Origin of the sequence: Nocardia higoensis NBRC 100133 (assembly GCF_000308595.1) — a bacterium.
GTDB classification, from domain to species: domain Bacteria; phylum Actinomycetota; class Actinomycetes; order Mycobacteriales; family Mycobacteriaceae; genus Nocardia; species Nocardia higoensis.
In genome coordinates this window covers 1-20,008 of sequence record NZ_BAGA01000176.1, presented here as the reverse complement: position 1 = coordinate 20,008, position 20,008 = coordinate 1, and the positions used below count along the sequence as shown (strand labels likewise).

The 20,008-nt window shown below is 69.5% G+C and carries 19 protein-coding genes and 1 pseudogene; 9 read left to right on the top strand and 11 right to left on the bottom strand.

What is annotated here, in order from left to right:
• Window positions 1-11 precede the first annotated feature (11 nt).
• The 10 genes and pseudogenes from ON26_RS28440 to ON26_RS32690 form a co-directional block, all read right to left on the bottom strand.
• A complete protein-coding gene (locus ON26_RS28440; protein WP_040800963.1) occupies window positions 12-632 on the bottom strand; it encodes an NADPH-dependent FMN reductase in 621 nt (206 codons plus the stop codon).
• Window positions 633-659: 27 nt separating this feature from the next.
• A complete protein-coding gene (locus ON26_RS28435) occupies window positions 660-1,649 on the bottom strand; it encodes a cyclase family protein (RefSeq protein WP_040800943.1) in 990 nt (329 codons plus the stop codon).
• Between the two features lie 19 nt (window positions 1,650-1,668).
• Complete coding sequence (locus tag ON26_RS28430; RefSeq protein WP_040800942.1) at window positions 1,669-2,508, bottom strand: coniferyl-alcohol dehydrogenase; 840 nt, start codon at window positions 2,506-2,508, stop codon at window positions 1,669-1,671.
• Between the two features lie 31 nt (window positions 2,509-2,539).
• Window positions 2,540-3,865: an LLM class flavin-dependent oxidoreductase gene (locus ON26_RS28425; RefSeq protein WP_040800941.1), complete on the bottom strand. Its 1,326-nt coding sequence runs from the start codon at window positions 3,863-3,865 to the stop codon at window positions 2,540-2,542.
• Window positions 3,862-5,637: an FAD-binding protein gene (locus tag ON26_RS28420; protein WP_051027801.1), complete on the bottom strand. Its 1,776-nt coding sequence runs from the start codon at window positions 5,635-5,637 to the stop codon at window positions 3,862-3,864. The genes ON26_RS28425 and ON26_RS28420 overlap by 4 nt, the downstream gene beginning before the upstream one ends.
• 29 nt (window positions 5,638-5,666) lie before the next feature.
• The gene (locus ON26_RS28415; RefSeq protein ID WP_051027797.1) at window positions 5,667-6,641 is read right to left on the bottom strand and encodes a 3-carboxyethylcatechol 2,3-dioxygenase; all 975 of its coding nucleotides are present in this window, start codon (window positions 6,639-6,641) and stop codon (window positions 5,667-5,669) included.
• Window positions 6,598-8,304 carry a bifunctional 3-(3-hydroxy-phenyl)propionate/3-hydroxycinnamic acid hydroxylase gene (locus ON26_RS28410; protein WP_083884422.1) on the bottom strand — a complete coding sequence of 569 codons (1,707 nt, stop codon included), beginning with the start codon at window positions 8,302-8,304 and terminating at the stop codon, window positions 6,598-6,600. The genes ON26_RS28415 and ON26_RS28410 overlap by 44 nt, the downstream gene beginning before the upstream one ends.
• Window positions 8,297-9,169: an alpha/beta fold hydrolase gene (locus ON26_RS28405; protein WP_040800940.1), complete on the bottom strand. Its 873-nt coding sequence runs from the start codon at window positions 9,167-9,169 to the stop codon at window positions 8,297-8,299. The genes ON26_RS28410 and ON26_RS28405 overlap by 8 nt, the downstream gene beginning before the upstream one ends.
• Before the next feature lie 45 nt (window positions 9,170-9,214).
• Window positions 9,215-10,831 carry an FAD-dependent oxidoreductase gene (locus ON26_RS28400; protein WP_040800939.1) on the bottom strand — a complete coding sequence of 539 codons (1,617 nt, stop codon included), beginning with the start codon at window positions 10,829-10,831 and terminating at the stop codon, window positions 9,215-9,217.
• Between the two features lie 71 nt (window positions 10,832-10,902).
• Window positions 10,903-11,507, bottom strand: a pseudogene (locus ON26_RS32690) (AMP-binding enzyme); the annotation flags it as partial.
• A 299-nt stretch (window positions 11,508-11,806) separates the two neighbouring features.
• On the opposite strand from ON26_RS32690, the gene ON26_RS28390 reads away from it, so the two are divergent.
• Genes ON26_RS28390 through ON26_RS28360 form a run of 7 tightly spaced genes read left to right on the top strand, consistent with a single transcriptional unit; the run spans window position 11,807 to window position 17,817 of the window.
• A complete protein-coding gene (locus tag ON26_RS28390) occupies window positions 11,807-12,667 on the top strand; it encodes a mycofactocin-coupled SDR family oxidoreductase (protein WP_040800938.1) in 861 nt (286 codons plus the stop codon).
• Between the two features lie 36 nt (window positions 12,668-12,703).
• Window positions 12,704-12,910, top strand: a complete 207-nt coding sequence (locus tag ON26_RS28385) for a ferredoxin (protein WP_040800937.1) — start codon at window positions 12,704-12,706, stop codon at window positions 12,908-12,910.
• Window positions 12,907-14,274 carry a cytochrome P450 gene (locus ON26_RS28380; protein ID WP_040800936.1) on the top strand — a complete coding sequence of 456 codons (1,368 nt, stop codon included), beginning with the start codon at window positions 12,907-12,909 and terminating at the stop codon, window positions 14,272-14,274. The genes ON26_RS28385 and ON26_RS28380 overlap by 4 nt, the downstream gene beginning before the upstream one ends.
• Window positions 14,274-15,371: an amidohydrolase family protein gene (locus ON26_RS28375; RefSeq protein ID WP_040800935.1), complete on the top strand. Its 1,098-nt coding sequence runs from the start codon at window positions 14,274-14,276 to the stop codon at window positions 15,369-15,371. Before ON26_RS28380 ends, ON26_RS28375 begins: the two co-directional genes overlap by 1 nt.
• Window positions 15,365-16,507, top strand: a complete 1,143-nt coding sequence (locus tag ON26_RS28370; protein ID WP_040800934.1) for an amidohydrolase family protein — start codon at window positions 15,365-15,367, stop codon at window positions 16,505-16,507. The genes ON26_RS28375 and ON26_RS28370 overlap by 7 nt, the downstream gene beginning before the upstream one ends.
• Window positions 16,507-16,941 carry a Rieske (2Fe-2S) protein gene (locus ON26_RS28365; RefSeq protein WP_051027792.1) on the top strand — a complete coding sequence of 145 codons (435 nt, stop codon included), beginning with the start codon at window positions 16,507-16,509 and terminating at the stop codon, window positions 16,939-16,941. The genes ON26_RS28370 and ON26_RS28365 overlap by 1 nt, the downstream gene beginning before the upstream one ends.
• Before the next feature lie 9 nt (window positions 16,942-16,950).
• A complete protein-coding gene (locus tag ON26_RS28360) occupies window positions 16,951-17,817 on the top strand; it encodes an alpha/beta fold hydrolase (protein WP_040800933.1) in 867 nt (288 codons plus the stop codon).
• A 26-nt stretch (window positions 17,818-17,843) separates the two neighbouring features.
• Here the strand turns inward: ON26_RS28360 and ON26_RS28355 are convergent, their stop codons facing one another.
• The gene (locus ON26_RS28355) at window positions 17,844-18,323 is read right to left on the bottom strand and encodes a hypothetical protein (protein WP_040800932.1); all 480 of its coding nucleotides are present in this window, start codon (window positions 18,321-18,323) and stop codon (window positions 17,844-17,846) included.
• A 109-nt stretch (window positions 18,324-18,432) separates the two neighbouring features.
• Here ON26_RS28355 and ON26_RS28350 point away from each other — a divergent pair, with 109 nt between their 5' ends.
• A complete protein-coding gene (locus ON26_RS28350) occupies window positions 18,433-19,740 on the top strand; it encodes an NADH-ubiquinone oxidoreductase-F iron-sulfur binding region domain-containing protein (protein ID WP_040800931.1) in 1,308 nt (435 codons plus the stop codon).
• Complete coding sequence (locus ON26_RS28345; protein WP_040800930.1) at window positions 19,737-19,979, top strand: ferredoxin; 243 nt, start codon at window positions 19,737-19,739, stop codon at window positions 19,977-19,979. Before ON26_RS28350 ends, ON26_RS28345 begins: the two co-directional genes overlap by 4 nt.
• The last annotated feature ends 29 nt before the right edge of the window (window positions 19,980-20,008 follow it).

The window sequence follows — 20,008 nt, the reverse complement described above, 5'->3', positions numbered from 1 at the left end:
CGATCCTCCGCTCACCGGCGCGATCCGCCCGCGGGCACGAACGACAGCAGCTGGGCGGCCAGCAGGTCCAGCTGGTTGCCGATGTTCTCGTCGACGAGCACGCCGTCGGTGTCCCACACCGGTTCGGCCGAATTGATGGCCACGCCGAGCGGGGTCGGCCAAGCACGCAGCGCGTGCCCGATCACGCGGAGCTGGCCGAGCGTGCCGACGGCGGCCTGCCAGCCGAAGGCGCAGCTGATGCAGCCCCACGGCTTGTTGTCCAGGTAGACGGTGGCATCGCCGCGCATGTCCTCGACGTAGTCCAGGGCGTTCTTGACCAGACCGGACACGCCGCCGTGATAGCCGGGTGAACCGATGACCACCGCGTCGGCCGCGCGCAGCGCCTGGACCAGCGCGAGCGCGGCCGGGGTACGGTGGGTGTCGTGCGGGTTGTACATCGGCAGATTGATGTCCGCACCGCTGAACAGGGCGGTCCGGCCGCCGCGACGCCGCACGGCCGCCAGGCAGTCGCGCAGGGCGCGTTCGGTGGACGAGCCCGCGCGCAGCGTGCCGCCGAGGCCGACGACGAACGGCCCGCTCCCGCCCTCGACGGTGACGTGCGCGGTTGTGGCACTGGTGGTGGTTGCGGACATGGCCGGACCCTCCTGCTCGGCGCGCACCTACTTGATGGCGATGGGGTTGATGGGGGAACCGACGGCGCCGATCACCCGCAGGGGCGGCGCGATCAGCTGGAACTCGTAGACGCCGTCGGCGGCGCAGTCGGCGGCCAGCGCGGTGAAATCCCAGTACTCGCCGAGCATCAGGCCCATATCGCGCAGGCACAGCATGTGCATCGGCAGAAAGGTGCCCTCGACGCCGGAGGTGGGGTCCTCCACCATGAGGTTGTCGGCGGCCACCGCGGCGATCTCGTGCTCGTGCAGCCACAGCGCGCAGGTCCAGTCCAGGCCCGAATATGGTTCGGCGCCGTCGCCCGCTTCCAGGTAGCGGTTCCACCAGCCGGTGCGCACCAGCACGATATCGCCGGATTCGATGGCGACGCCCTGGCGTTTCGCGCACTCGTCGAGCTCGTCGGCGGTGATGGGCGTGCCCGGCGCGAGATAGGTCTGCGCGCCACGATATTTCACCATGTCGAGCAGGACGCCGCGGCCGGTGATGCCCTTGCCGTCGACTTTGTCGATGCCGCAGTGGAAGGCACCCTGGCTGGTGACCGAGCTCGCGGGGAAGCCGTTGTAGAGCTGGTCGCCGTAGTAGACGTGCGAGAAGGCGTCCCACTGGGTGGCGGCCTGCAGCGGCATGATGAGCAGATCGTCGTTGAAGCGGAACGGGTTGTCGGCGAAGAAGCCGCTCAGTTCACCGGCGACGGTGTTGCGCAACCACTTCGGGCCGTACTCGGTGAGTGTCTGCGCATCGCCGCCGTCGACGGTCATGACGTGTGTCGGGTTCTGCCGGAACTGGAAGGCGCCCTGCGGGCCCGAGGAGCCGAAGTCGATGCCGAGCGGGAAGACCTTGCCGTGCCGGACCAGGCCCGCGGCGGCGGCGATCTTGGCCGGGGTGATGAAGTTCAGGGTGCCGAGTTCGTCGTCGGATCCCCAGCGGCCCCAGTTGCTGACGCGTTCGGCGAGTTTGTAGAAGTCGGTGAGAGTTGCCACGGTGGTGTGTTCCTTCCAGTCAGTGCCGGGTGGCCGGGGCGGGGCCGGCCAGTTCGCTCGCCAGTCGTGCGGCGAGATTGCCGCCGTCGACCCACAACACCTGTCCGGTGATGTAGGCGGCCGCCCGGCTGTTGAGGAAGAGCAGCGCGGCTGCCTGCTCACCCGGGTCCGCCGAGCGGCCGAGCGGCTTGGGGATGCCGTCGAGGTACTGCGAGCCGTACGCCGTGCGCAGCTGATCCAGGATGGGGGTGTCGGTGACGCCGGGGCCGGTGCAGTTGATCCGGATGCCCGCGGCGGCGAGTTCGACCGAACGCCGCATGGTGTAGAGGATCAGCGCCTCCTTGGACAGGCGGTAGCCACCACCGTCGGCGACGATCCCGGGATGGCGCTCGCACCAGGCGAGCCCCTCGGCGAAAGAACCGGTGTCCACCAGGCCCGCTGTGTCCCAACGGTTCTCGCGGTAGGCGGAGGCGGCCAGCGAGGACACGCCGACCACCGCCGCCCCCGGCTCCATGCCCGCCACGATCGCCTCGGTGAACTGGCGCATGCCGAGGAAGTTCACCGCGATCACACGCAGCGGGTCGCCGATGCCGGAGGACACGCCCGCGACATTGAACAGCGCGTCGACCGGCGAGCCGATCCGCGCGACGGCGGCGTCGACGGACGCGGGATCGCCCTGATCCATCTCGAGGAACTCGTCCGGCTCGTCGTGGCAGGCCGGACGGCGCAGGTCGAGCCCGACGACCCGCGCACCCAGGCGACGCAGTTCGGCGACGACGCTCGCGCCGATGCCCGACGCGCAGCCGGTCACCACGACCCGCTGTCCGTCGAAACGGCAACGCTGCTCGAAGGTTTCCATCGCGACCCCGCTCTCCCGGCTCGGCCCGTGCTCAGGCCCGGCCGCGTTCTTCCAGCAGGCGCTGCTGTTCTTCCAGGCGCGCCGCGGCCTGCTTCTGGCCCTCTTCGATCTCGGCCATGGCCTCGGGGATCTCGCCCGCGGTGAAGGTGCCGCCGCGTCCGGTGGGCAGTCCGCCGAAGGCGTAGTCCTCGTCGAACTCCGGGGCGGGCAGCGGCTTGCGGCGCGCCTCGGCCTTCGCCAGCACCGGCTCGAGCCGCTTCGCCTTCTCGGCCACGGCCTTCTCGTCGCGTTCGATGAACTCGGGCAGCACGTCCTTGCCCATGATCTCCAGCGATTCCATGGTGGCTTCGTGGCTGCGCGGGTTGAGCAGCAGGATGATCTCGTCGACGCCGCTGGCCTCGTAGCCGCGCAGGAATTCGCGCACGGTGTCCGGGGAGCCGATGGCGCCGCGGCCGGGGCCGTAGGCGACGCTCGGATCCTGCTGCACCGCATCGAGGTAGCTCTCCCACACCTTGGTCCGGCCGGGGGTGTGCATGCCGGTCATGTAGTAGTGCATGATCCCGAACGAGAAGAAGCCGCCGCCCACGCCGAGACGCTCGATGGCCTGTTCGTCGGTGGGAGCGACCATCATCGACAGATCGCCGCCGATGGCGAGGATGTTCGGGTTCATCTTCGGCACCATCGGCGCGGCCTTGTCCTCGAACTCCTGGTAGTAGCCACGCACCCGCTCGCCCAGCGCTTCGGGGCCGGTGTAGGCGAAACTCAGTGCGCCGATGCCCATCTGGGCCGCCATCTGCACCGAGGAGGGCCGGGTGCAGGCCACCCACAGCGGCGGGTGCGGGGTCTGACGCGGCTTGGGGATGACGTTGCGCGCGGGCATCTCGATGTGATTGCCCTTGAAGCCGGTGAACGGCGCCTCGGTCATGCAGCGCACGGTCACCTGCAGCGCTTCTTCCCACTGTTCGCGCTTGTCGGCGGGGTCGATGTTGAAGCCGCCGAGTTCGCCGACCGAAGAGGATTCGCCGGTGCCGAACTCGACGCGCCCGTTGGACAGGTGGTCGAGGGTGGCGACCCGCTCGGCGGCGCGCGCCGGGTGGTTGATGGCGGGCGGCAGGTGCATGATGCCGAAGCCGAGTCGGATGTCCTCGGTCCGCTGACTTGCCGCGGCCAGGAACATCTCCGGCGCGGTGGAGTGACAGTACTCCTCGAGGAAGTGGTGCTCGGTGAGCCAGACGGTGGAGAAGCCGGCCTTGTCGGCGAGTTCCACCTCGTCCAGGCCGTCCTGGAACATCTGGTACTCGTCGTCGTCGGTCCACGGTCGCGGCAGGGCGAATTCGTAGAAGAGGGAAATTTTCATCGGGTACCTCCATCGGTATCGGCCGTGGCCTGGTCCGCCGCGCGGCTCGGGCGGGTGCTGTCGGTGTCGGCGTCCGCGCCGGGGCGGCCCGCCAGGTGTTCGGCCGCGATGTAGCCGAACGTCATCGCCGGGCCGATGGTCGCGCCGGCGCCGGCGTAGCTGCGCCCCATGACCGCGGCCGAGGTGTTGCCGACGGCGTACAGGCCGTCGATGACCGTGTCGTCGGCGCGCAGCACCCGGGCGTGCTCGTCGGTGCGCAGTCCGCCCGAGGTGCCGAGATCGCCGAGGATGACGCGGAAGGCGTAGTAGGGCGGTGTGCCGATCGGGTGCAGATTCGGGTTGGGCAGGGTCGGGTCGCCGTAGTAGTTGTCGTAGACGCTGTCGCCGCGCCGGAAGTCGTCGTCGTGCCCGGATTCGGCCAGTTCGTTGAAGCGGGCGGCGGTGGCTTTCAGCGCGTCGGCGGGGACGTCGATCTGCGCGGCCAGCTCGTCCCAGCTGTTCGCGGCTTTGACCACGCCCGATTCCAGCCACTCGGCGGGCATGGTGAAGCCGGTCGGCACGGGGGCGAACGGGATCTTGGGGATCGGCAGGTGGCCGCCGATGACGTAGCGCTTCCACGAGCGGTGGTCGGTGATCAGCCAGCACGGGATGTGGGTGACGCCGGATTTCTGGCCCTCGATCATGGCGTGGCCGAAGTCCATGTAGGGCGCGGCCTCGTTGATGAAGCGCTTGCCCGCGCCGTTGACCATGAACTGGGCGGGCATCATTCGCTCGTTCAGCATGAATTGCAGGCGCCCGCCCGGCCATTGGATCGCCGGGAACCACCACGCTTCGTCCATCAGGGCGGTGTCCGCGCCGATCTCGCGGCCGATGCGGATCCCGTCGCCGCGCGAGAGCGGGTTGCCGAAGCTCCAGTCCTCCTCGACGACGGGCTGTTCCGCTTTGCGCCAGGCCATGTCGTGGTCGAAGCCGCCCGTCGCCAGGATGACCCCGCGCCGGGTTCGGATCCGGACGGCCCGGCCGTCACGCTCGACGGTCGCGCCGGTGATCCGGCCGTTGTCGGTGTGCAGGGCGGTGACCGGGGAGTTCAGCCACAGCGGGACGTCGCGTTCGCGCAGCGCCAGGCGCAGACGGGCCACCAGCGACTGGCCGATGGTGACGATGCGGTCGCCGAAGAGGTGGGCGCGGACCATCCGCCAGATCAGCTTCAGCATGACCACCTTGCCGCGCCAGTTCTGGCGGACCTGGTAGAACAGCCGCAGGTCCTTGGGGCCCAGCCAGATGCCTTTGGGGGCCAGTGCCAGCGGTGTGAGCAGCGTCGCCTCGTCGTCGCCGAGTTCGCGCAGGTCGATGGGCGGAACGTTGATGGTGCTGCCCTGGGCCGAGCCGCCGGGCAGTTCCGGGTAGTAGTCGGCGTAGCCGGGCTTCCAGACGAATTCCATCCAGCGACTGCGCTGTTCGAGGAACTCCATCATCTCCGGGGCTTTGTCGACATAGGCGCGCAGGCGCTCTTCGGCGACCAGCCCCTCGGTGATCGTCGTCAGGTACGCGACGACCTCGTCGGGGTCGAGGGAGAAGCCGTCGCGGCGCTGCGCGGGCGCGTTCGGCACCCAGATACCGCCGCCGGACAGGGCGGTCGAGCCGCCATAGCCGGGCCCCTTCTCCACGATCAGCACCGCGAGCCCCGCGGCTTCGGCTTTCAGGGCGGCGGTCAGCCCGCCGCCGCCGGAACCGGCGATGAGGACATCGACCTCGATCTCGGTGGGCGGTATCTGCTCGGGACGCGAGTTCTGGCCGGATGTCACTGTGTCCTCCTCGGGGCCGCCGCGCTGTCGACCGGCTCGGCGATCGCCGTGCGCACCCCGAAACCGGCGATCAGAGCGGGCGCGGACCGGTAGTAGCGCACCGTCGTCCGGTACGGCCCCTGCTGGGCGAGGGCCGCGAAGGCGGCGATCCAGGTACGCACCTCGTGAGCGGAATTGCCTGCTTCCTCGGTGATGCGGGCGTTGTCCCAGTCGTCGAAAGCGTCGAGTTCGCCGCAGTCGAGCAGGTCGAGGAAGCGTTGATCCCAATCCGGGTTGAGCGCGCGCAGATCGCCTCTGCCCGCGGCGAATTCGTAGGCCGCCCGCATAACCGCCGTCTGCCGGGCGGTGCGCTGTTCGGGCGACATGGGCCCGCCGTGCACGATGCGCTCCCGGACCGGGCCGGAGGCGGTCGCCAGCCTCGGGACCGGCGGGTCGTGGGACAGCCCGCCCGAACCGATCACCAGCACCCGCTTGCCCAGCGCGGACAGGTGCGCGCCCACCGCCGCGCCGAGCGCCCTGGCACGGCGCAGCGGACCGAGCGGCACCGCGACGGAGTTGACGAAGATCGGCACCACGGGCAGGGCGGTGGCCGAGCCGAGCAGGCGTTGCAGCGGCTGGACGGTGCCGTGGTCGACGTCCATGGCGACCGAGACCGCCACGTCGATGCCCGCTTCCAGCAGCGCTTCGGCGAGCTCGCCCGCGACCCGGGCGGGCACGTCCAGCGGGCCGGCGTGGGTGCCGTAGTCGCCGACGCCGGAGGCCGCGGTGCCGACGCAGAAGGCGGGCATGGTGCGGTAGAAGAAGCCGTTGTAGTGGTCGGGGGCGAAGGTGACGACGAGTTCGGGGTCGAAGTCGCGCACGAAATCGGCCGCCCGGGTGAGCGCGGCCTCGATGTCGGTGACCAGTTCCGGCTCCGGGCCGGGCAGATCAAGCAGAGGGCTGTGCGAGACGCAGCACAGAGCCAGCGGCATCGGGTCCTCCAGTGGTCAGCGAAAGGGTGTGCAACAGTTCGGCGCTCAGGTCGGGGGCGAGCTGGGCGATGGTCGAACCGGCGATGGCGCGGTCGGGGCGCAGGAACAGCACGGAGTCGCGCTGGGCGTCGAACCAGGACTTGAGCGCGCCGGTGCGGTCGCCGACGACGAGCACGTCCTCGTGGTCCTGGCCGGTCCAGTGCACCTGGCAGGACGGACGGACGGCGACGAAACGCGCGCCCACGGCCCTCCACTGCGCGAACGCCTCGGCGCCGAGGACGGCGCGCGGGTCGTTGTTCCAGCACAGCACCGCGAACCACGGCCCGAGCACATCGTCGAGCAGCACGTCGGCGCGGTCGCGGGTGTCGACCCTGGGCTGGATGAACAGCGTGCCGACCGGGGAGACCGCCGAACGCGACCAACCGTGCACCACCGCACCGCGGTCGTATTTCGGCATGGGCTTGAACCGCATGCCCAGCACGTAGCGCTTCACCGGCGGGATGGCGGCGGCCGCGCGGACCAGCACGTCCCGGACGGCCACCACCTTGCGGTCGGTCGGCGAGATGACCTTGCCGACCATGGTGGACAGGTCGATCATGGCGCGGGCGTGCTTGCGGCGCTCCTGGTCGTAGCTGTCCAGCAGGGCGTCACCGGCCCGGCCGGAGGCGACGGCGGCGAGCTTCCAGCCGAGGTTCGCCGCGTCCCTGATGCCGCTGTTGTAGCCCTGCCCCTGCCAGACCGGCATCAGGTGCGCGGCGTCGCCTGCCAGCAGCAGCCTGCCCTTGCGAAAGGCGCTCGCGATGCGGGAGTGGTGGGTGTAGACGCGCGTGCGAACGACCTCGAGGCGGTCGGGGTGCGGCACGAAAGGCGCTACCAACTTCGCTACGAACTCCGGGGATTCGGCCAGCTCGTCGGATTCGTCGTCGTGGATCATGAACTCGAAGCGCCGGATGCCGTGGGCGATGGACACCGAGACGTTCGGGCGTGCGGGGTCGGCGCCGACCTCGATATTGGGGTGGCCGAGCGGGTCGGAGGCCAGGTCGACCACCAGCCAGCGGGTGGAGGAGGTGGTGCCGTCGAAACTCACGCCCATCTGCTTGCGGGTGGCGCTGCGGCCGCCGTCGCATCCGACGACGTAGTTCGCGCGGACGGTGTGGATGCCCTCGGCCGTCGTGATCTCGACGTCGACGTGGTCTCCGGTATCGCGGCAGGCGGTCATCGCCGCACCCCAGCGCACCCGCACGCTGTCGAATCGATCCAACGCGCCGAGCAGTTCGGCATCGACGAGCGGCTGGACGAAGCCGTTGCGCTTGGGCCAGCCGAAAGAAGTGTCGGTAGGCGCGATTTCGGCCAGCAGACGGCGGTCGGCGTCGACGAAGCGCATGATCTGATTCGGCGTGGTGTGCGGCAGGACGCGATCGATCACGCCGATCGACTGGAAGGTGCGCAGCGACTCGTCGTCGAGGCCGACGCCGCGCGGGTAGTCGATCAGTGTCGGGCGCTCCTCGACCACGAGCGTGCGAATCCCGTGCATTCCCAATGTGTTCGCCAGCGTGAGGCCGACCGGCCCCGCGCCGACCAGGACGACGTCGACCTGCGCCCCGCCGGGCCCGGCGCCGGCCGGCGCGCCGCCGACGCCTGTGCTGCCGTTTCGATCAGACATCGCGACCGCCCAGCAGGAAGTCCAGGTGCAGCGCGTCGAAGGTCTTGGCGTCCTCGTACTGCGGCCAGTGCCCGCAGCCGGTCATCAACTCGAAGCGCGCGCCCGGGATCATCGAGGCGATGCGCCTGCCCTCGGTGACGTCGGCGGTCGGGTCGTCGCTGGTCCACAGCACGAGCGTGGGAGCGGTGATGCGGCCGTAGTCCTCGGGGCCGAGGAGGTTGCGGGCGCGGATCTGCGGGTCCTGCAGGGCCATGATGTCGCGCATGGCGTCGACGAAATCGGGCTGCCGGTAGATGCGCTGTCTGCTGGCGACGATGTCGTCGTAGCCCTTGGACTTGTCGGCCATGAGCCACTTGATCCTGGCCTGCACGGTCTCCCAGGTGGGCTCGGCGGCCGCGGCCATCGACAGGGTGATGATGCGTCGCATGACCTCCGGGTCGGCCTGCGAGCCGCCCGCGGTGTTGAGCACCAGCCGTTCGATGCGGTCCGGATGGTCGACGGCGGCTCGGGAGGCAACCCATCCGCCGAGCGATTCGCCGCTGAGACACACTCTTTCGGCGCCGATGGCGTCGAGGAAGGCGATCAGGTGCTCGACGTAGTGCACGATCTCGAGCGGGTGGCCGGGCTTGCCGGTGTACCCGTGGCCGAGCATGTCGATCGACCAGGTGGAGAAGTGCTCGGCGTGCGCGGCCAGGTTCCGCACGTACGCCTCGGCGTGCCCACCCGACCCGTGCAGCAGCACCAGCGTCGGCAGGTCGGTCGAGCCCGCGTGCAGGTATCTGGTGCGTACCCCTCCGAGGTCCAGATATCCCTGCTCGAAGGCCACGCCTTGCAGGTCACTCCATATGCTCTCGTGCTCGGCCACCGTCTCGTCTCCCGCCCTCGATCCGTTCTGTGCTCGTGGTCGCGATCAGGAAGCCGGCGACGTGCCGGTGGCGGCGGTGTGCCCGGCCCGGAAGCCCCACACCATCGCCGGCCCGATGGTGCCGCCCGCGCCGCCGTAGGCCCGGCCGGTGACGCCCGCCATCGCGTTGCCCGCCGCGAACAAGCCTGGGATCACCGAGCCGTCGACGTGCCGCACCCGGCCGTCGTGGTCGGTGCGCGGCCCGCCCTTGGTGCCCATGGCGCCCACCGTCACCGGGACCGCGTAGTACGGCGCGGTGGTGAGCGGGCCGAGCGTCTTGCCGGCCAGGGTGTCGGCGTCCTGGTCGCCCCAGTAGCCGTCGTAGGCACTGGCGCCGCGCCCGAATTCGGGGTCGGAGCCCTGTTCGACGTACCGGTTCCACTGCTCGACCGTGGCGGTCAGGCCGTCCGGATCGATGCCGGTCCTGCCCGCCAGCTCCGGCAGGCTCGCCGATTCGTTGAACCAGTCCGGAACCTCACCGCCCGGCTCGACGCCGAGAAATCCGTAGCGCCGCAGATGAACCGAGTCGAACACCATCCAGGCCGGATCGTTGACGTACCCGTGCGCGGGGTGCAGGTAGTGGAAGGCCCCTGCCATCGAGTTGTATTCGCCCGCTTCGTTGGCGAAGCGCTTGCCCGCCCGGTTGACCATGATGCTGCGCGGTCGGGTGCGTTCCAGGCGCACGCTGCGGCTGCGCGGATGCCCGTCGATGGTGTCGCCGGGGATGCGGACGACCGGCACCCACCACGCCTCGCTCATGGTGCCCAGCTCCGCGCCGTGCGCCATCGCCATCCGCAGGCCGTCGCCGGTGTTGTCGGGCGGGGAGACCGGGCCGCGCATCGGCCCGCGCAGGTAGGTCTGCACCAAGCCCTCGTCCCATTCGAAGCCGCCGGTCGCCAGGACCACGCCGTTGCGCGCTCCGACCCGGGATTCGCCTGCGGCAGTGACGATCCGGACGCCGGTGATGGCGCCGCCCTCGGCGAGCAGTTCCACCGCGCGCGCCCCGGTCGTGGGGATCACCCCCTGATCGAGCACGCCGCGCAGCAGTCCGGCGATCAGCGCGGTGCCTGCCACGCAGGGCTCCTCGGCGTCGTCGCCGATGGTCGCTTTGAGCCGGGCGCGGGTCTCGGCGTCGAAGCCGACATTGCTCCAGTCCGCCGGGAAGGTGGTGATCCGTTCCCGCCACTCCCCCAGCGTCGCGAGATCGACGGCGGCCGGACCGAGGGAGCGGCCGCCGCCCGGCCGCCCGCCGGGCAGTTCGGGCTTGTAGTCGGGAAATCCGTCGGCGACCGCGAAACGCACACCGCTGTGCGCTTCGACGAAATCGAGCATGGCCGGGCCGGTTTCGACGAAGGTGCGCACCAGGGCCTCGTCCATCGCGCCGTGCGACTGCGCCCGCAGGTAGTCCATCGCGTCGTCGACCGGCAGCGGCTCGGCGGCGCGGTCGTGGGCCGGGATCCAGGCGATGCCGCCGGAGACCGCGCTCGTGCCGCCGACGGTGGCCGCCTTCTCGTACACCGCGACCGTGGCTCCGCGCACGGCCGCGGTGAGCGCGGCGGTCAGGCCGGCCGCGCCGCTGCCCAGGACCACGACGTCGACTTCGGTATCCCACTGCGAAGGCACTCCACGCTCCCTTGCGACCGCACTCGCACCGGCTCCGAACCCGCCGATCAGCGGCCTCACCTGCGAGATTTTCATTCCCCAATGCGGAGAATGTTATTCTCTGAATCCGGATGCCGCAATGGCCGCCGGGCAATCGACCCGCGGATCAGATGTTTGCGAACCTTCCCGCCGGCCGTGCGCGGGAAGTCCGTCGCCTCGAACAGCCGCTCGGGCCATTTCTGCCGCGCGAGGCCCGCCGCCGCGAAGTGTTCGCAGATCTGCTCGCGAGTCGGCCACCGCGCGGCGGGACGCAATCGCAGCACCGCGCCGGCGATCTCGCCGAAGCGGGCGTCCGGCACCGCGACGACCGCCGCTTCGGCGAGATCGCCGGTGCGGTACCAGCCCTGCTCGTCGAAGACCCTCGCGGTCTGCTCGTCGTCGAGATAGCCGAGGAACAGATCCGGTCCGCGACTGAGGATTTCGCCGCCCTCGGCCAGCCGGACCTCCACACCGGCATCGGCCTGCCGTCGGTGCACAAACGCTCGAACTCAGGGGATTCACAGCGCGAGGCGGTGATCGAGGGATGCTCGGTGCTGCCGTAGGCGCGGAACGGGACCAGCCCCAGGTCGGCGAGCCTGCGAGTGACCGGGACCGATACCGGCGAGCCGCCCAGGCCCACGTACTTCACATTCGCGAGAACCGGCCATCGGCGGATCCGACAGCAGCTCCTCGGCCGGCGGCGAGCCTGCGTGCGGACAGCTCGACTTCGGCGACGGCGCCGGCCCACGGCCGCGTCGGCGGGTACGGCAATCACCTCGGGTGGCACCAAGCGGAAACATCATTCTCAGACGTGCGACCAGGATGAAATCGGACATTTCCGGCGAGCAGCCGAGCCGGAATCCTTGCGGGCACATCAGAGGAAGAGTACCGTTCTCATTTATCGCAAGGATTATTCTTGCGAGGGATTTTCCGAATGTTCGCAGGGAAGGAGCAGCTGTGGGACGTGTGGAGGGCAAGGTCGCGTTCATCACCGGCGCGGCGCGCGGTCAGGGCCGCAGTCACGCAGTGCGTCTCGCCGAGGAGGGAGCCGACATCATCGCGGTCGACCTGTGCGAGAACATCGACACCGTCGGCTACGCGCTGGCGACCCCGGAAGACCTCGAAGAGACCGCGAACCTGGTCGCCAAGACCGGCAGGCGCGTCTACACCGCCAAGGCCGACGTCCGTGACGCCGCGCAGCTGAAGACCGCGCTGGAAGCCGGCATCGCCGAACTCGGCCACTTGGACATCGTGATCGCACAGGCAGGTATCGCCGGCATGAAGGGCGAGCCGCAGCTGCAGGCCTGGACCGATGTGATCAACACCAATCTGATCGGCACCATCAACGCGATCCAGGTGGCGCTGCCGCATCTGACCGAGGGCGCCTCCATCATCGCCACCGGTTCGACAGCCTCGTTGATCGATATCAACAAGATCGATCAGCCGGGCAAGGATCCGGGCGGCATGGCCTACGTGCACTCCAAGCGCGCCCTGACCGCCTACGTCTACGAGCTCGGCCGCCAGCTCGCGCCACGTGGGATTCGCGCGAATGTCGTGCATCCCACCAACTGCAATACCCCGATGTTGCAGAGCGAGCCGATGTACCGGTCGTTCCGCCCGGACCTCGAGCACCCGACGCGCGCCGATGCCGAGCCGGTCTTCGCCGTCCAGCAGGCCATGCCGATCCGCTACGTCGAGCCCGAGGACATCAGCAACGCGATCGTCTTCCTCGCCTCCGACGAAGCCCGCTACGTCACCGGCCTGCAGGTCCGGGTCGACGGCGGCGGCTACCTGAAGTGGTACGACTACCACATCTGACCACTCCCGCTTCTCAGTACAGACGAAGGAATCTCCGTGAAGGTCAGAGTCGATTCGGAACGCTGCCAGGGCCACACCCTCTGCGCCATCAGCGCGCCCGAGGCCTTCGAACTCAGCGACATCGACGGGCACGCCACCCCGGCCTCCGAGGATGTCGCGCCCGGGCAGGAGGACAAAGTGCGCGAAGCCGCGCGCTCCTGCCCCGAACGTGCGATCACGCTCGAGGAGGAACTGAAGCCGTGACCATCGACGATGCGGTCGCCGACCGGGACCGCAAGAAACAACTCACCTACCACTTCGACCGGCACACCCCCGAGTACCGGCACCGGTTCGAGGAGATCACCGAGGAGATGCACGCCGAGTGCCCCCTCGCCTGGACCGACACCTACGACGGCCACTGGGTCGCCGCGGGCGCCGACGTGGTCTTCGAACTGGCCCGCAGCCCGCACGTCTCCAACGACCACGACGTCAACGGAGTTCGCAAGGGCTACAAGGGGATCTCCATCCCGACCGCGCAACGGGCGGCCCTGGTGCGCGGCGGGATGCTGGAGATGGACGATCCCGAGCACCGCCAGTACCGCTCGGTGCTCAACCCCTACCTCTCCCCCGCGGCCGTGCGCCGCTGGGTGCCGTTGATCGACGAGGTCACCCGCGCCGCCATCGACGAGAAGATCGAGTCCGGGCGCATCGATTTCGTCGACGACCTGGCCAATGTCGTTCCCGCCGTGCTGACCTTGGCCATGCTCGGCATCCCGCTGAAGAAATGGTCGCTCTACAGCGAGCCCGTGCACGCCGCGGTCTACACCCCCGAGGACTCCCCCGACGCCGCCCGGGTGGCCGAGATGCACCGCCAGATGGGCATCGACCTGCTGACCAGCCTGTTCGAGATCAAGGAGAACCCGCGTCCCGGACTGGTCAAGGCACTGGTCGACCTGCGCATCGACGGCGAGCCCGCCCCCGATCTGGAGATGCTGGGCATGCTCGGCCTCATCATCGGCGGCGGCTTCGACACCACCACCGCGCTCACCGCGCACTCCCTGGAGTGGCTGTCGCAGCATCCCGACCAGCGCGAGCTGCTCAGCCGCGAGCGCGAGTCGCTGCTCGATCAGGCGACCGAGGAGTTCCTGCGCTACTTCACCCCCGCGCCCGGTGACGGCCGCACCGTCGCCGCCGAATGCCCGGTCAACGGCACCGTGCTCCAGGAGGGTGAGCGGCTGTGGCTGTCCTGGGCGATGGCCAACCGCGACCCGGCGATCTTCCCCGACCCGAACGAAGTGGTCCTGGACCGGAAGGGCAACCGGCACTTCAGTTTCGGCCTCGGCGTGCACCGCTGCATCGGATCCAATGTGGCGCGGACCGTGTTCAAGTCGATGGTGACCGCCGTGCTCGACCGGATGCCCGACTACCGATGCGATCCCGAAGGCACCGTGCACTACGACACGATCGGTGTCATCCAGGGCATGCGCCATCTACCCGCCACCTTCACGCCGGGTCCGCGGCTGGGCGCCGGGCTGGAGGAGACGCTGGAGAAGCTGCAGCGGATCTGTGACGAGCAGGGGTTGGCCGCGCCGGTGACAGAGCGGCTCGAGATCGCCCGCATCGACTGATGAGGACACATCCGGACGGCACGCGGACGCCGGTCGTCGACGCCAGCGTGCACATCTTCTTCACCTCCAACCGGGACATGCGCTCGTTCCTGCGGGAGCCGTTCAAGAGCCGCGGTATCCCCGACGCCGAGATGGACTGGTACGGCGCGCCCGGCGGTGAGTACGCCGCCGGGACGCGCGGTCCGGACAAGCGCTATCCGGGCAGCGACCCGTCCTTCGCCGGCGCGCACCTGTTCGGCGAGCGCGGCGTGGATGTGGCGATCCTGCATCCGATGACCCGCGGCATCCTGCCGGACCGGCATCTCACCTCGGCGGTGCTGGCCGCGCACAACGAGATGATGGTGACCCGCTGGCTCGACGAGGGCGAATACGCCGAGCGCTACCGCGGCACCATCCGCGTGAACCCGGAGGACATCCCCGGCGCGCTGCGCGAGATCGAGCGCTGGGGCGATCATCCGCGGGTGGTCCAGGTCGGCGTCCCATTGCAATCGCGTGAGCTCTACGGCAAACCGCAGTTCTGGCCGCTGTGGGAGGCCGCCGCCGCGGCCGGCCTGCCGGTCGCCGCGCACATCGAGACCGGCGAGTCCATCGCCTTCCCGCCGACGCCGTCGGGGCACACCCGCGGCTACGAGCAGTACTACGGCTTCATGTCGCTGAACTACATCTACCACCTGATGAACATGGTGGCCGAGGGCGTGTTCGAACGCTTCGACGACCTGAAGTTCGTCTGGGCCGACGGCGGCGCGGATCTGCTGACCCCGTTCACCTGGCGGATGGACACCTTCGGCCGACCGCATCTCGAGCAGACCCCGTGGGCGCCGCGCATGCCCAGCGACTACCTGCCCGGGCACGTGTACTTCGTACACAACAGCATCGACGGACCCGGCGATGCCGAATTCGCCTCGGAATGGCTGGATTTCACCGGCAAGCAGGACATGGTGATGTTCGGCTCCAGCTATCCGCACTGGCACTGCGCCGACATCGACGCACTGCCCGCGGCCTTGTCCCGCGAGCAGCGCGACAAGCTCTGCTGGGGCAATGCCGCGCGCCTCTACGGGATCGATATCCCCGCCGCGCAGGAAGGACGGCCATGCTGACCCATGAACAGCACCGCGCCCCCGTACCCGAGCAGATCGCCGTGCGCGTGGTCGACTCCGACGTGCATCCCGTGCCCCGGCGCGGGGAACTGGTCGAGTACATCCCCGAGCCGTACCGCAGCGCGTATTTCCGCAGTCACAAGGTCGGCGACATCATCATCTACGACGCCCCCGACTACGCCCACTCCTATGCCATGCGGGTCGATTCCTTTCCCGAGGACGGCGAATTCCCCGGCAGCTCACCGGAGCTCGCGTTCCAGCAGCTGATCGTGGAGGCGGGCTCGGATATCGCCATCCTGGAACCGACCGTGAAAGCGGCCCGGATTCCGGAGGCGACCCAGGCCATGGCCACCGGCATCAACCACTGGCTGGCCAACCACTGGCTGGACCCGAAGAACAATTGGCATCAACGCTGGCGCGGCTCCATCTGCGCCGCCGTCGACGACCCGGCGGGCGCCGTCCGCGAGATCGAGCACTGGGCGGGCCACCCGTTCATGTCGCAGATCCTGATCAAGGCCGAACCGCGCCCGGCCTGGGGTGATCCGAGGTACGACCCGATCTGGGAGGCGGCGACCCGCCACGACATCGTGGTCAGCTGCCATCTCGGCCGCGGCGCCTTCGAGACCATGCCGATGCCGCCGGTCGGATTCCCCAGCTACAACCACGATTTCATGGTCACCTACTCGCTGCTCGCGGCGAACCAGATCATGAGCCTGATCTTCGACGGCGTCTTCGACAGATTCCCGACCCTGCGGATCGTGTTCGTCGAGCACGCCTTCACCTGGATCCTGCCGATGATGTGGCGGATGGACGCCATCTACGCCGCGCGCAAGCAGTGGATGACGATCAAGCGCAAGCCGTCGGAGTACGTCAAGGAACACATCAAGTTCACCACTCAGCCGCTGGACTACCCGGAGGACAAGACCGAACTCACCCGGGCGTTCGAATGGATGGAGGCGGACAAGATCCTGCTGTACTCCTCGGACTATCCGCACTGGACCTTCGACGATCCGCGCTGGCTGGTCAAGCATCTGCCGGTCGCCGCGCGCGACAAAGTCATGTACCTGAACGGGATTCAGACATACCACCTGCCGGAGACCTTACCGGCGATCACCGGTCGACGGCGGGTGTTCTGATGGGTGACTCAGCGGCCGCCGAGCCCGACCAGACGCGGTCGGACTACCGACAGGAACGTCCGGCTCGGCTGGCTCAGGGCCGCGAGCACGTGGTCGCCCGGGTCGGTGAGATCGCGCCCGGTGAGCACAAGGTGGTGCCGATCGGCAGGCACGGGGTCGGCGTCTACAACGTCGGCGGCACCTTCTACGCCATCGCGAACTACTGCCCGCACGAGGGCGGGCCGCTGTGCGCGGGCCGCACCAGGGGCCGCACCGTGGTGGACGAGAACGTGCCCGGTGACGCGGTGATGGTGCGCGACAAGGAGTTCATCTACTGCCCCTGGCACCAGTGGGGCTTCGAGCTGGCGACCGGGACCACCGCCGTCAAACCGGAGTGGAGCATCCGCACCTACCCGGTGCGGATCGTCGGTGACTCGGTCGTCGTGCAAGCGTGAGGAGCGCGCATGCCGGTACTGGCGATCAACGGTGGCGACGTCGTCTACGAGATCCTCGGTGACAGTGGCGAACTCGTCGTCCTGACACCCGGCGGCCGGTACGGGATGGATATTCCCGGGCTGCGCCCGCTCGCCGAGGCCCTGGTCGAGGGCGGCTGTCGGGTGCTGCTGTGGGACCGGCCCAACTGCGGAGCCTCCGATGTGCAGTTCTACGGGCAGACCGAATCCCACATGCGCGCCGAGACCCTGGCCGGGCTGCTCACCGGCCTCGACCTGGCGCCGTGCGTGCTGGCCGGTGGTTCCGGCGGAGCGCGCGATTCGATCCTCACCACGATTCGCTGTCCGGAGCTGGTGAGCAGGCTGGTGCTCTGGAACATCGTCGGCGGCACCTACGGCACGTTCAACCTCGGCGCGCACTACATCCTGCCCAGCCTGCAGGTGGTGCGCGGTGCCGGCGTCGCCGGGCTGCTCCGCTTACGGGAGTGGCGCGAGCGGATCGAGGCCAATCCCGCCAACGAGAAGCGGCTGCTCGCCCTCGACGCCGAGGAGTTCGTGAAACTGTCCCTGCGCTGGCTCAACGCCTATGTGCAGAAGCCCGGCCAGACGATCCCCGGCGTCGACGACGACGAGTTCGACCGGATCCGGGTGCCGACACTGATCATCCGGGGCGGCGAGCACGATATCGACCACCCCAAGCGCACCTCGCTGGAGATCTCCTGCCTCATCCGGGGTTCCACGCTGATCGACCCACCGTGGCCGGAGGACGCGTGGGAGCAGGCGATGAAGGACCGCGCGATGGGACGGGTGAAGCGCTTCAACATGTTCGACACCTGGGTGCAGGCCGCGCCTGCCATCCTGGAATTCCTCGGCCGATGAGAGGTGCGCGACCGCGATCGGCCCGGTCAGCCGATCTCGAGCCGGACTTCGCAGTTCAGCGAGGCTTCCAGGGCGGTGTGGATGCGGCTTTCCGGCACCCGGCGCAGGTCGTCCGCACGCAGGCGGACGTGGACGACATCGAAGCCGTCGGTGTCGAGCGTGCGGGTGATTTCGCCGTGCAGGCCGAAGCCGGCCAGGACGCCGTGCGCGTCGTCGTCGGTACCCCGGCTGACATAGGTCACCACGCCCGGCTGCGGGGTGGTGCCGAAAACCCTCGCGCACAGCTCGGCCAGCGTGTGCAGGGCGGCGTCCGCGTCGTCGGTGTCGAGCAGGAACTGCAGCTCGCGGGGTGCGTCGGCGTCCTCCCCGCTGCTCGGCGGCCGGCCGAGAACTTCGGCGCCCAGCTCGGCGAGTTCCGCCCGCAACGCGGAGAGTCCCTCCGCCCGTCGACCGGCGGTCAGCTCCCGCGCCGGGTCGACGTCGATACGCAGCACCGCGGTCCTCATGCCGCACAGACTAATCGGCCGTCCGCGGCGCACCGGCCGAATCGGCCTTCCACACCCGAGCCGGCCCGCCCAACGGGGACGTCTCGCCGGGTCCACCGAAGAGGTTGCCATGCAGCATGATTCCGATTCGCCCCGCGCACTCACGACCGCGGCCGCGCCGGGCATCGTCCCGAGACTGCTGCGCGAGATCGACGGCGTCGAGGACCTCGCCGCCTACCGCGGCGACGGCGGATACCGCGCGCTGGACTCCACCGAAGCGCTGCTGGGCGAGGTCACCACCTCCGGATTGCGCGGGCGCGGCGGGGCGGGCTTCCCCATCGCGGTGAAACTGTCCGGCGTGCGGGCGGCCGCGCTGCGCGGTTCCCGGACGGTGGCCGTCGCCAACGGCGAGGAAGGCGAGCCCGCCTCGATCAAGGACAAATGGCTGATGCGCCACCGTCCGCATCTGGTGCTCGACGGCCTGCGCCTGGCCGCCGCCGTCGTCGGCGCGCACCGCGCGATCGTCTACCTCTCCGACCCGGAATCCGCCCGATCCGTCGACCGGGCGTTGAGCGAGCTGGACGCCGCCGGGGTCACCGACGTGCCGATCGACCTGGTCGTCGTCGAACCCGGCTACGTGGCAGGCGAGGAGACCGCCGCGGTGCGCGCCATCGACGGCGGCCCCGCCAAGCCGTCCGACAAACCGCCCCGGCCGTTCGAGCGCGGCGTCGCCGGACTGCCGACCCTGGTCAGCAATGTCGAGACACTGGCGCATCTGCCCTTCGTCCATGCCCACGGCGGCGGTGCGTTCCGCGCGGTCGGCACCAGTGCGTCGCCGGGGACCTTCCTGGCGACGGTGACCGGTGGCGAGCGCGCACCCGGCCTGTACGAACTCGCCCACGGCACACCCGTCCGGACCCTGCTCGACCTGCACGGCGTCCGCGCCGCCCGGGTACGCGGCGCGCTCATGGGCGGCTACTTCTCCGGTCTGGCCGGAGCACAGATCCTCGAGGCCACCCTCGACCACGAATCGCTGCGCGCACTCGGCAGCGGCCTGGGCTGCGGCGCCGTCGCCCTGCTCACCGAGGAATGCCCCGTCGCCGTCGCCGCCGCCGTGCTCGCCTATTTCGACCGCGAGAACGCGGGCCAGTGCGGCTCCTGCTTCAACGGCACCGCCGCCATGGCGGCCGCCGCCACCGCCCTGCACGAACACCGCGCCACCGAGGCCGACATCGCCAACCTGGGCCGCTGGTCGACCGTCCTGCGCGGCCGGGGCGCCTGCGCCACTCTCGATGCCGCGGCGAACGTCGCCGCGAGCCTGCTTGCCGTCTTCCCCGACCGGGTGGACACCCACCTCACCGGCCGCTGCACGGACTGCGCCGAGCCCGCCCCGTTGCCCGTGCGTCCCTTCCGAGCCGAAACGACGGTGCCCGCATGAGAATTCGCTTCGACAAGACTCTGTGCGACGGCTTCGGTATCTGCGCCCGGCACGCACCCGCACACTTCCCCCTCGACGAGTGGGGTTACGCCGTGCTCGCCGGAGACGGCAGAATCGCCCCCGAAGACCGCGATAGTGTGATGCGCGCCCTACTCGATTGTCCGGCGCATGCGATCATCGCAATGTCCGAACCCGATCCACCGAAGACGCTCGAACGGCACGAAGGGAACACCCCGTGAAGACCAACCTGTCCTGCCCCTGCGGTGAG

Coding starts and splice junctions, on each gene's coding strand:
- ON26_RS28440 (WP_040800963.1), bottom strand. CDS start 632: ATGTCCGCAACCACCACCAGTGCCACAACCGCGCACGTCACCGTCGAG.
- ON26_RS28430 (WP_040800942.1), bottom strand. CDS start 2,508: ATGGAAACCTTCGAGCAGCGTTGCCGTTTCGACGGACAGCGGGTCGTG.
- ON26_RS28425 (WP_040800941.1), bottom strand. CDS start 3,865: ATGAAAATTTCCCTCTTCTACGAATTCGCCCTGCCGCGACCGTGGACC.
- ON26_RS28415 (WP_051027797.1), bottom strand. CDS start 6,641: ATGCCGCTGGCTCTGTGCTGCGTCTCGCACAGCCCTCTGCTTGATCTG.
- ON26_RS28410 (WP_083884422.1), bottom strand. CDS start 8,304: ATGTCTGATCGAAACGGCAGCACAGGCGTCGGCGGCGCGCCGGCCGGC.
- ON26_RS28375 (WP_040800935.1), top strand. CDS start 14,274: ATGAGGACACATCCGGACGGCACGCGGACGCCGGTCGTCGACGCCAGC.
- ON26_RS28370 (WP_040800934.1), top strand. CDS start 15,365: ATGCTGACCCATGAACAGCACCGCGCCCCCGTACCCGAGCAGATCGCC.
- ON26_RS28365 (WP_051027792.1), top strand. CDS start 16,507: ATGGGTGACTCAGCGGCCGCCGAGCCCGACCAGACGCGGTCGGACTAC.
- ON26_RS28360 (WP_040800933.1), top strand. CDS start 16,951: ATGCCGGTACTGGCGATCAACGGTGGCGACGTCGTCTACGAGATCCTC.
- ON26_RS28355 (WP_040800932.1), bottom strand. CDS start 18,323: ATGAGGACCGCGGTGCTGCGTATCGACGTCGACCCGGCGCGGGAGCTG.
- ON26_RS28350 (WP_040800931.1), top strand. CDS start 18,433: ATGCAGCATGATTCCGATTCGCCCCGCGCACTCACGACCGCGGCCGCG.
- ON26_RS28345 (WP_040800930.1), top strand. CDS start 19,737: ATGAGAATTCGCTTCGACAAGACTCTGTGCGACGGCTTCGGTATCTGC.